Source organism: Cellulosimicrobium cellulans, assembly GCF_006539945.1.
Lineage (GTDB): Bacteria > Actinomycetota > Actinomycetes > Actinomycetales > Cellulomonadaceae > Cellulosimicrobium > Cellulosimicrobium cellulans.
In genome coordinates this window covers 93,743-104,023 of record NZ_BJNZ01000006.1, presented here as the reverse complement: position 1 = coordinate 104,023, position 10,281 = coordinate 93,743, and the positions used below count along the sequence as shown (strand labels likewise).

Annotated in this window: 9 protein-coding genes; 1 reads left to right on the top strand and 8 read right to left on the bottom strand. The window is 73.5% G+C overall.

Annotated features, from left to right (window positions below):
- Positions 1-7: 7 nt before the first annotated feature.
- The 7 genes from CCE02nite_RS06625 to CCE02nite_RS06595 all read right to left on the bottom strand — a co-directional run bounded on the left by CCE02nite_RS06625 (position 8) and on the right by CCE02nite_RS06595 (position 8,072).
- Complete coding sequence (locus tag CCE02nite_RS06625) at positions 8-988, bottom strand: ribokinase (protein ID WP_141388876.1); 981 nt, start codon at positions 986-988, stop codon at positions 8-10.
- Entirely contained in the window at positions 985-2,478 is a 1,494-nt protein-coding gene (locus CCE02nite_RS06620) for an ADP-ribosylglycohydrolase family protein (RefSeq protein WP_141388875.1), read from the bottom strand. The genes CCE02nite_RS06625 and CCE02nite_RS06620 overlap by 4 nt, the downstream gene beginning before the upstream one ends.
- The gene (locus CCE02nite_RS06615; protein ID WP_255318683.1) at positions 2,475-3,704 is read right to left on the bottom strand and encodes an ADP-ribosylglycohydrolase family protein; all 1,230 of its coding nucleotides are present in this window, start codon (positions 3,702-3,704) and stop codon (positions 2,475-2,477) included. Before CCE02nite_RS06615 ends, CCE02nite_RS06620 begins: the two co-directional genes overlap by 4 nt.
- 107 nt (positions 3,705-3,811) lie before the next feature.
- Complete coding sequence (locus CCE02nite_RS06610; protein ID WP_141388874.1) at positions 3,812-5,101, bottom strand: ABC transporter substrate-binding protein; 1,290 nt, start codon at positions 5,099-5,101, stop codon at positions 3,812-3,814.
- A gap of 71 nt (positions 5,102-5,172) precedes the next feature.
- Positions 5,173-6,000, bottom strand: coding sequence for a carbohydrate ABC transporter permease (locus CCE02nite_RS06605; RefSeq protein ID WP_141388873.1), 828 nt, complete (start codon positions 5,998-6,000; stop codon positions 5,173-5,175).
- A 3-nt stretch (positions 6,001-6,003) separates the two neighbouring features.
- Complete coding sequence (locus CCE02nite_RS06600) at positions 6,004-6,966, bottom strand: carbohydrate ABC transporter permease (protein ID WP_052877368.1); 963 nt, start codon at positions 6,964-6,966, stop codon at positions 6,004-6,006.
- Positions 6,963-8,072 carry a LacI family DNA-binding transcriptional regulator gene (locus CCE02nite_RS06595; protein WP_170227243.1) on the bottom strand — a complete coding sequence of 370 codons (1,110 nt, stop codon included), beginning with the start codon at positions 8,070-8,072 and terminating at the stop codon, positions 6,963-6,965. Before CCE02nite_RS06595 ends, CCE02nite_RS06600 begins: the two co-directional genes overlap by 4 nt.
- Positions 8,073-8,326: 254 nt before the next feature.
- On the opposite strand from CCE02nite_RS06595, the gene CCE02nite_RS06590 reads away from it, so the two are divergent.
- Complete coding sequence (locus tag CCE02nite_RS06590) at positions 8,327-9,307, top strand: glycoside hydrolase family 19 protein (protein ID WP_141388872.1); 981 nt, start codon at positions 8,327-8,329, stop codon at positions 9,305-9,307.
- Positions 9,308-9,505: 198 nt separating this feature from the next.
- On the opposite strand, the gene CCE02nite_RS06585 is transcribed toward CCE02nite_RS06590, so the two are convergent.
- Positions 9,506-10,114, bottom strand: coding sequence for a DUF305 domain-containing protein (locus CCE02nite_RS06585; RefSeq protein WP_170227242.1), 609 nt, complete (start codon positions 10,112-10,114; stop codon positions 9,506-9,508).
- Positions 10,115-10,281 lie beyond the last annotated feature (167 nt).

Below are 10,281 nucleotides of genomic sequence, written 5' to 3'. Positions count from 1 at the left end.
GAGTGGCTCAGGTCGGTCGGGCGGGGTTCTCGGCGCGCTCGGCGAGCGCGACGACGTCCGCCGCGTCGGGCACGGCGTCCTGCGCCCCGGGGCGGGTCACCGCGAGCGCACCCGCGGCGGCGGCCAGCCGCGCGGCGTCGGGCAGGTCCGCGCCGCGCGCGAGCGCCGCGGCGAGGACGCCGCAGAACGTGTCGCCCGCGCCGGTCGTGTCGACCGCCTCAACGGGGACCGCAGGCACGAGGAACTGCAGATTGCCGCCGGGCAGTCGTTCGAGCACGAGGCTCCCCCGGCCGCCCAGCGTCACGACGACGGCCGGCACGCGCTCCAGCAGCAGCCCCGCGAGCGCGCTCGGGTCGGCGTCGCCGGCGGCGCCCGCCAGGTCCGCCGCCTCGTGCTCGTTGACGACGAGCACGTCGAGCGCGGCCCAGACGTCGTCGGGCAGGTCGCGCGACGGCGCCGCGTTGAGGACCAGCAGCGCGCCCGGGCGGCGTGCCGCGGCGGCGGCGCGCACGACGTCGAGCGGGATCTCGAGCTGCGCGAGGACGACGTCCGCCGCAGCGATCCGCTCCGCCTGTGCCGCGCCGACCGTCACGTGCGAGTTCGCGCCGGGCGCGACGACGATCGCGTTCTCGCCGTCGGGCGAGACGGTGATGAGCGCGGTGCCCGTCGCGGCGTCCACGCGCTCGACGAGGTCGGTCCGCACGCCGCCGCGGTGGAGCGACGCGAGCAGCAGGTCCGCCGCGTCGTCGTGCCCGAGCGCGCCGACGAACGTCGTGTCGGCACCGCCCGCACGCGCCGCGCCGACCGCCTGGTTTGCGCCCTTGCCGCCGGGGTTGCGCCGCAGCTCGCCGCCGAGGATGGTCTCTCCGCCGCCGGGGTGGCGCGGAACGTCGACGACGAGGTCGACGTTCGCCGACCCGACCACCACGACCCGTCCCGACCCGCCCGGGACCGTGGCGCCCTGCTCCCCGTCCGCCGTCGTGCTCATGCCTGTGCCTCCTCCGTGGGACCCTGCACGGCTCCCCCGGCCACCACGACCGGGACCGTCGCGAGCGCGACCGTCCGCGCCGCGAGGTCCACGATCCTCTGCTCGCCGCCGGGCAGCGAGGTCGCGATGTGGCCGTCGAGCGGGCGCGTCCACCGCTGGCCGATGCCCTCGACGCCCTGCAGCGCACCCACCACGCCGCCGACCGTCGCCCCCGCGGAGTCGGTGTCCCAGCCCGCGGTGACGGCGATCGCGACGCTCGCGCCGAAGTCGCCGCGGCCGTCCGCGCCGCGCCCCGCGGTGAGCGCGTAGGCGATCACCGCGGCGTTGTCGAGCACGTGCACCCAGTGCAGGTCGCCGTACGCGGCGTGGATCGTGTCGAGCCCGGCTCGCACGCCCGCCTCGGACGCGTCGCCGTCGCGGCCCGCGTCGCGGCCGAGCCGGATCGCGGCGGCCAGGCGGCTGCCCGGCGGCACGACGGCGTCCGCCGCGTCGAGCACCTCGTCCACCGTCTCGCAGACCATCGCCGCGGACGCGAGCGCGGCCGCCCACATCGCGCCGTACACGCCGTTGCGCGTGTGGCTCAGGCGCGCGTCCGTCCACGCGAGGCGTGCGGCCTCGCGCACGTCGCCCGGCGAGACCCAGCCGAGCACGTCCGTGCGGATGAGCGCGCCGATCCACTCCCGGAACGGGTTGTGGTGCGTCGCCGTCTCCGGCACGGGCCGCGCGTCGAGGATGTTGCGGTACGCGGCGCGCTCGGCCGTGAACACCCGGCCCGCGGGCAGAGCGTCGAGCCAGAGCTGCGCGACGTCGTCCGTCGTGAAGCCGCGCCCGTGCCGCTCCAGCAGGGCGAGCGCGAGGATCGGGTAGTTGAGGTCGTCGTCCTCGGGCATCCCGTCGATGTTCTCCTCGAGCGACGTCGGGGCGCTGCGCCGGTTCCACGGCCAGCGCGCGGCGACGTCGTCGGGCAGGCCGACGGCGGTGAACCAGCGGTCGAGCGGCCACCGGCCCGTCGCGCGCAGGATCTCCTCGATCCCGGCGCGCGGGATCTTCTCCACGGGCTTGCCGAGCAGGCAGCCCGCCGCGCGCCCGGTCCACGCGCCGAGCACGCGGTCCGCGTACGCGGCGTCGGCGGCGGTTCCGGTCGGCGCACCGGCCGCGAAGCCGCCGGAGGACCCGACGGCGCCCGGGCGGGTGGGCAGGCCGGGCGCCGCCGGGAGCGTGGCGAGGATCGCGTCCCAGTCGTCGGGCTCGTGCGGCGCGGGCGCCGCGGGCAGCGCGTCGAGCTCCACGAGCAGGTCGCGCGCGAGCGCGCGCAGCGCCGGGGTCGCGGGGACCGGGCCGGCCCCGCTCACCGCGGGGACGGGGTCGCCGCCCGCAGCGGTCCAGCGCTCGCGCACGTCCGCGAGCGCCGCGGCGTCCTTGCCCTCCGCCGCCGCCTGGACGAGCTCGTGGGCGAGCAGGTCCTCGGGCTGGGCCCACGTGAGCCTCACGCCGGGTCACCCGCCCGCGCGGCGCGCGCCTCGCCGTCGTGCACGCCGAGACCGGCGCCGTCCACGGACGCCCCGCCGAGCTCGGCGAGCGCGCGCAGGCGCGACGTCGCGCGCTCGCGGTCGGCGCGGAGGATGTCCTGCGCGGCGGACGCCATGAGGCGACCCGTCTCGCGGACGTCCATGCGGCTCGCCTCCTCGATCGCGTCGAGCCACTCGTCGGGCACGACGGCCGTCCCGCCGAGGCCCGCGCACACCGCGCCGGCCATCACGGCGATCGAGTCGGCGTCGCGCCCGTAGTTCACCGCGCCGAGGACCGCGCCGCGGAAGTCGCCGCGGTGCCCGAGCACGAAGCCGAGCGCCGCGGGCAGCTCCTCGATGGACTTGGTGCGCGACGGGCGTCGCGCGTCCATCGACATCTGCCGGTACGCGGGCCCGACGGAGTCGAACGGCGCGACCGTCTCCCGGATCAGCCGCGCGAGGGCGCGCTCCTCCTCGTCCGTCGTGGGCGCCGTCGTCCAGCCGTCGAACGCCTCGACGACGGCCTGGAGCGCGGCGGCCGTGCCGTCGTGCGCGACGTCGAGCGCGGCGTGCACGACGTCGTCGACCGTCGCCCCGGGTGCGACCGACGCGGCGACCATGGCCGCGAACACGCCCGCGGCCTCGCGGCCGTAGCTCGACTGGTGCGCGCCCGTGAGGTCGATCGCCTCGGCGTACGCGCCGCGCGGGTCGCCCGCGTTCGCGAGCCCGACGGGCGCGACGTACATCGCGGCGCCGCAGTTGACGACGTTCCCGACGCCCGCCTCGCGCGGGTCGACGTGCCCGTAGTGCAGGCGCGCGACGATCCACTTCTCGGCGAGGAACACGCGCTGGAGCAGCAGCGCGGTCGACTCCAGCTCGGGGATCCAGCGCGGCTCGCCGATCATGAGGGGCACGAGGTCCTCGGCCATCGCGTACGCGTCGAGGTGCTCGCGGCGCTTCGCGTACACCTCCACGAGCGCGCGCGTCATGAGGGTGTCGTCCGTGATGTGCCCGTCACCCTTGTGGTAGGGCGCGATCGGACGCGCGTCCTGCCAGTTCGGGTACCAGGGCTCGACGATCCCCGTCACGCGCCCCCCGTGGCGCTCCTCGATCTGCTCGGGGGTCCAGCCCTCGGTGGCGCCCCCCAGCGCGTCCCCCACCGCCGCTCCGGTGATCACTGCCACCGCTCGGTCGTCCAGCCAGGTCACGGTCCACTCCCTGTCGATCTCTCCTCGGCGCGCGACGCGCCCGGTGCGACCCGTCGGGTCGCGGTTCCCGGCCGGGGCGGTCGCGTGCGCGACCGCCCCGGTCGCTGCTACTTGGTGATCTCGTCCCAGCCGGCCTCGAGCTCGGTCGCGAGCTGGTCGGCGTCGATCTCCTGGGCGAGGAACTTCTGGTACGCGGGCGTCGCGACCGTGTCCTTCCACTGCGCGTACGCGTCGACGAACAGGTACGGCGCCGACGTGAGGTACTGGCCGGACGAGAGGATCGTCGACCAGCCGTTCTCGTCGCCGAGCGAGGCCGCCATGGCCTCCTGCGCCGACGTCGTGGCCGGGATGAGCGCGTCCGCCTCGTTGAGCGCGGCGAGGTTCTCCGTGTCGGTGAAGAACTCGATGAACTCCGCGGACTCCTCGACGTGCTCGGAGTCGATGTTCACCGAGAGCGTCTGCGGGTTGGCGGCCTGCTCGGCGCCGTCGGGGCCCTCGAGCGGGGGCAGCACGACCCAGTCGAAGCCCTCGGGTGCGTCGTTCGCGATGTTCGCGGCCTGGAACGAGCCCTGGACCGTCATCGCGACCTGCCCCGCGTAGAACGACGCGAGCGTCTCCGAGCCGGACTGCGTGAGCGTCACCGGCAGCACGGTGCTGTCGGTGTGCGCCATCTCGTCGACGAGCTCCGGCAGGGCCATCTCGCCCTCGCCGATGGTGATGATCGCGTCGGCGCCGGTGCCCTCGAAGTACTGACCGCCGAACCCGGGCGCCATGGCCATGAACGCGGCCGTCGGGCTCGCGAGCCCCCACCCGAGCCCGTACGCGCCGTCCTTCGTGGTGGCCTTCGCGATCTCGCGCAGCTCGTCCCACGTCATCGTGTCGCCCGTGGGGATCTCGACGCCCGCAGCCTCGAGCATCGTCTTGTTCGCGAACACCATGTAGGACTGGAGCTCGGTCGGGTACGCGATGACCTGGTCGTCGACCGTCACGGAGTCGAGGATGCCCTCGGGGATGTCGGCGCGCTTCTCGTCCGACATGTACTCGGACAGGTCGGCGAGGTAGCCGTCCACGGCGAAGGGCACGATGCTCGCGGCCTCGTAGTGGATGATGTCCGGCGCGGCGCCGCCGTTGAACTGGGTGATGAGCTTGTCGTAGATCCCGTCCCAGCCCGCGGGCACGATCTCGACCTGGACGTCGGGGTTGGCCTCGTTCCAGTCGGCGACGATCTTCTCGGTCGCCTCGATCGCGGCGGGCTGGTCGGACAGCGACTGGAACTTCAGCGTCACCGGGCCGCCGTCGGCGCCGTCGTCCCCGCTGCCGCCCCCGCTGGAGCAGGACGCGACGAGCAGGGTCGTGATCGTGAGGCATGCGGCGATGGACGCACCACGAGTCTTCATGGTTCTACCTTTCGGGTGGGGGTGGGGTCGGGAGAGCCTGGGGGCGGGACCGGGCGTGGAGGGGATCACGGTCAGCCCTTCACCGCGCCCGAGAGCAGGCCGCCGGTGAGCTTCTTCTGCATGATCGAGAAGAAGACGATGCTGGGGATGGCCGCGAGCACGGAGCCCGCGGCGAGCGGACCGAGCGCCACCTTGCCCTCGCCGCCGATGAACATCTTCAGCGTGATGGGCAGCGTGTAGTTCTCGGGCGACTGGAGCAGGACGAGCGCGAAGAAGAACTCGTTCCACGAGGAGACGAAGCTGAACATCGCCGTCGCGACGACGCCCGGCATGAGCAGCGGGAAGACGATCCTGCGGAGCACGGTGAACCGGCTCGCGCCGTCCATGGAGCCCGCCTCCTCGAGGTCGACCGGGATCGCGGAGACGTAGCCCTGCATCATCCACAGCGCGAACGGCAGGGTGTAGGTGGTGTGGACGAGCGTGAGCCCGACCAACGAGTCCGTGAGGCCGACGGTCCGCAGGATGAGGAACAGCGGAAGGATGATGAGGATCACCGGGAACACCTGGCTCACGAGGATCCAGCCCACGCCCGCCGCGCGGATCTTGCCGCGCAGGCGCGCGAGCACGTACGACGCGGGCAGCGCGATGACGATGACGAGCGCCGTCGAGACGACCGCGACGATCGCGCTGTTCCACGCCGAGCGCACGAGGCCCTGCCGCGAGAGCGCCTGCGAGTAGTTCTCCCAGTGGAAGTCCTGCGGGATCAGGCTCACGGTCAGCGAGTTGAGCTCGCCCGACGACTTGAGCGACGCCGAGATGAGCCACAGCAGCGGGAAGCCGAGGAAGAGGATGTAGAACGCGAGGGCCACGTACTGGGCCGGGCGGACGAGTGCGCGCACGGGTCAGCTCTCCTTCTCGGAGCGGAACTGCGACCGCAGGTAGATCGCGAGCAGGAGGACGACGACCACCACGAGGACCACGCCCATCGCGGCGGCGTACCCGATGTTCCGGTTCTTGAACGCCTCCAGGTACGTGAAGAGCATCGGCAGCATGGTCCGGCCGCCCGGCCCGCCCTCGGTGAGCACGTAGACCAGCGAGAACGAGTTGAAGTTCCAGATGAAGTTCAGCGACGTGATCGACGTGATGATCGGGCGCAGGCTCGGGAGCGTCACCGCGGTGAAGCGGCGCCACGCGCCCGCACCGTCCATCGCGGCGGCCTCGTGCAGCTCGTCCGGGATCTGCTGGAGACCGGCGAGCAGCGTCACGGTGGTCTGCGGCATGCCGACCCAGACGCCGACGACGATCACCGCGGGCAGCGCGGTCGAGAAGTCGGCGAGCCAGTTGATGTCGTCCGGGAGCCCGAGGGCGCCGAGGAACGCGTTGAGCGGCCCGGCGTTGGGCGAGTAGATCATCTGCCACATGATCGCCACGACGACCGGGGGCATGGCCCAGGGGATGAGTGCGAGGACGCGCGTCAGCCCCTGGAGCCGCAGCCCGGAGTTGAGCAGGAGCGCGAGTCCCATCGCGGCGACGAGCTGGAGCAGCGTCACCGAGACGGCCCAGATCATGCCGATGCGGAACGAGTCCCAGAAGAACGAGTTGTCCGCGAGGCGCACGAAGTTGTCGACGCCCACGAACTGGTAGTCCGGGTGGCGCACGAGCCGCGCGTCCGTGAACGCGAGCGCGACACCCATGACGAGCGGCGCGACGCTGAGCACGAGGATCGGCAGGAGCGACGGCATGACGAGCGCGATCGCCTCGCGCCGCTTGGCGCGGGCCATCCCGCCGGTCCGGCGCGGGGCGCCGCGGTCGGGTCGACGCGCGGCCGCGGCGTGCGGGTCGCCCGCGAGGGTCGGTGCGCTCATCGGGTCACCCCTCCCGCGGCGTCGGCGCTCGCCCCGTGCCCGACGGCGTCGCTCGCCTCGTGCTGCCCGGACGCCTCGGGCGTCGCGGCCGGCGCGGCGGTCGACTCGCGCACGACGAGGCGCGGACCGACCGCGGTGTGGCGCCCGGCCTGCGCGTCGCCGTCCACGAGGTCGACCACGAGCTCCGCGGCGATCCGCCCGCGCTCGGTCGAGCCGAGCGAGACGCTCGTGAGGCTGGGCTGGAACACCCGGCCGATCTCGGTGTCGTCCATCCCGGTCACCGCGACGTCCTCGGGGACCGACAGGCCACGCTCGCGCACGGCCCGGATCGCCCCGATGGCGAGCAGGTCGTTGGCCGCGACGATCGCGTCCGGGCGCGCGCCGCCGTCGGACCCGTCGAGGAGCTCGCGCGTCGCGGCGAGGCCCGCGGCCACGGTGAAGTCCGTCGCGACGACGGCGTCCGCGCGCTCCCCCGTGAACTCGGCGGCGCGCGTCGCGGCGTCGAAGCCGCGCTGGCGCGCCTCGCCCGGGGTGGTGTCGAGCGGGCCGTTGAGGAACGCGAGCCGGCGGCGGCCGAGGCCGAGCAGGTGGCGCACCGCATCGCCGATGCCGCCCGCCGAGTCGGTGGAGACGGAGTCGATGCCGCGGTCGGCGAGGGTGCGACCGATGACGACGACCGGGACCGGCGCCTGCCGGATCTCCTCGACGAGCTCGTCGTCGGTGCGCAAGGGGCTGAGGATCATCGCGTCGACGAAGCCGCGCGACAGGCTGCGCACGAGCTCGACGGTCGAGGACGTCGTGTCCCCGGTCGTCATGACGACGACGCGGTAGCCGTGCGGCGCGAGGACCTCGTGGATCGCCGTCATCATCTCGACGTAGACGGGGTTGCCGATGTCGGCGACGGCGAACGCGACCTGGAACGTCTTCTTCAGGCGCAGCGACCGCCCGATCGCGTCCGGGCTGTAGCCCAGCTCCGTGGCCGCGGCGCGCACGCGCTCGACCATCGCCGGGCTCGCGCCCGTCCCGTGCAGGGCGCGGGAGGTCGAGGCCAGGGAGACCCCGGCCCGCTGTGCCACCTGGATCAGCGTGGCGCGTGATGACGTCACTGTCGTCCACCTCGTCGTCGAAGGACCGTCGCGTTTGGAAACGTTTCCAGACTGACGGCCTCGACGGACCTGGAAACGTTTCCGGGATGCGCACACTCTCGCACCCGCCCGCCCGGGCGTCAACCCCACCGCACGCCCCACGAGGCTCTGCCTCGCATCGTCCACGAGTACGGGGTTCTGCGTACGGGGGTTGTCCACCACGGTGAGGCGCCGCAAGGCTCGAACCGACCCGACCACCGACGAAAGGTGCACCGATGCACACCCGAGCTCCGGCGTCGTCTCCCACCGCGGCGTCCGCCGTGGTCGCCCCACGGCCCGCGTCCCGTCCTCTCGCCCTGTTCCTCGCCGTTCTCCTCGTGCTCGTGGGAGCGCTCTCGTGGGCGGTCGCCGGCCCGGCGCAGCAGGCGCACGCCGCGACCTGCGCCCCCGCGTGGAGCTCCGGCACGGTCTACCTGGGCGGCGCCGTCGTCTCGCACGGCGGCCAGAACTGGAAGGCCGGCTGGTGGACCCAGGGCGAGACGCCCGGCACCACCGGCGAGTGGGGCGTCTGGCGCTCGCAGGGCGCGTGCGGCGGCGGGACCGACCCGGGCAACCCCGGGAACCCCGGCACGCCCAGCGGCTTCGTCGTCTCCGAGGCCCAGTTCAACCAGATGTTCCCGAACCGGAACCCGTTCTACACCTACCAGGGCCTCGTCGACGCGCTGTCCGCGTACCCGGGCTTCGCGACGACGGGTGGCACGGAGGTCGCCAAGCGCGAGGCCGCGGCGTTCCTCGCGAACGTCAACCACGAGACAGGCGGGCTCGTCTACGTCAAGGAGATCAACACCGCGAACTACCCGCACTACTGCGACTACTCGCAGCCCTACGGCTGCCCGGCGGGCCAGAGCGCGTACTACGGCAAGGGCCCGGTCCAGCTGAGCTGGAACTACAACTACAAGGCCGCGGGCGACGCGCTCGGCATCGACCTGCTCAACAACCCGTATCTCGTGGAGCAGAACTCCGCTATCGCGTGGAAGACCGGGCTCTGGTTCTGGAACACGCAGTCGGGCGCGGGCTCGATGTCCGGGCACCAGGCGATCGTCTCCGGCGCGGGCTTCGGCGAGTCGATCCGCTCGATCAACGGCTCGATCGAGTGCAACGGCGGCAACCCCGCGCAGGTCCAGTCCCGCGTGACGGCGTTCCAGCGCTTCGCGCAGATCCTCGGCACGACGACGGGCGCGAACCTCTACTGCTGACCGCGCCCCTTCCCGCGCGAGCCACCGTGGCCCGTCCCGACATCGGGGCGGGCCACGGCCGCGAGCCCTCGATCGACGAGACGGTGCGCTGACCAGCGTTCTACCCCGCGGGACCAGCGTTCTACCTCGCGGGACCAGGGTTCTACCTCGCGGGACCAGGGTTCTCCCTCGGCCGACCGGGGTTCTCGCTCAGGCGCGTCAGAGGTCCGCGAGGAGGTCGCGCATGCGGTCGATCTCGCCGCCCTGGCCGGACGCGGTCTCGGCCGCGATCTCGTTCGCGAAGAGGTCCTGGCCCTCGACGAGCACGACGTCGACCATGGCGAGGGCGCCCTCGTGGTGCTGGATCATCCCCTCGAGGAAGAGGCGGTCGAACTCCGCGCCGCTCGCGCGCTCGATCTCGGCGAGCTGCTCGTCCGTGAGCATCCCGGACGCTCCGTCACCGTGCTCGTGCCCCGATCCCTCGGGCGCGCGGGGGCCCGTGCCGCCGTCGCCCTCCGCTCCCTCCGGGACGGCGAGGTCGCGCGCCTGGAGCCACGACGCGAGCGCGTGGACCTCCGGGCCCTGCGCGGCGGTGACGCGCTCCGCGAACGACCGGACGGCGTCGGACCCGGCGCGGTCCGGCGCGAGCGCGGCGATCTCCAGCGCCTGGAGGTGGTGCTCGATCATCCCGGTCACGAACGCGGCGTCGGCCTGGTTCCAGGACTCTGCGTCGGGCGCGGCGTCGTAGTCCTCGGGCGCGACCGTCGTCGCCTCCTCGCCGGGCCGGCCGGGCTGCACGACGACGCTCGACGGTGTCGAGGTCGGCACCGGGTCGGGCGTGCACGCCGCCGCGCCCAGCGCCACCCCGAGCACGACCGCGCCGCAGGTCAGGGCCCGTGCGGCTGCGGTCGAGGTTGCGTTACCACTGGGAAAACTCTGCACCCGCCCTGTTCCCTCCGTGTAAAAACTCGCCGTGAAGCGCGCTCTTGGGGTGG

Coding starts and splice junctions, on each gene's coding strand:
- CCE02nite_RS06625 (WP_141388876.1), bottom strand. CDS start 988: ATGAGCACGACGGCGGACGGGGAGCAGGGCGCCACGGTCCCGGGCGGG.
- CCE02nite_RS06610 (WP_141388874.1), bottom strand. CDS start 5,101: ATGAAGACTCGTGGTGCGTCCATCGCCGCATGCCTCACGATCACGACC.
- CCE02nite_RS06600 (WP_052877368.1), bottom strand. CDS start 6,966: ATGAGCGCACCGACCCTCGCGGGCGACCCGCACGCCGCGGCCGCGCGT.
- CCE02nite_RS06590 (WP_141388872.1), top strand. CDS start 8,327: ATGCACACCCGAGCTCCGGCGTCGTCTCCCACCGCGGCGTCCGCCGTG.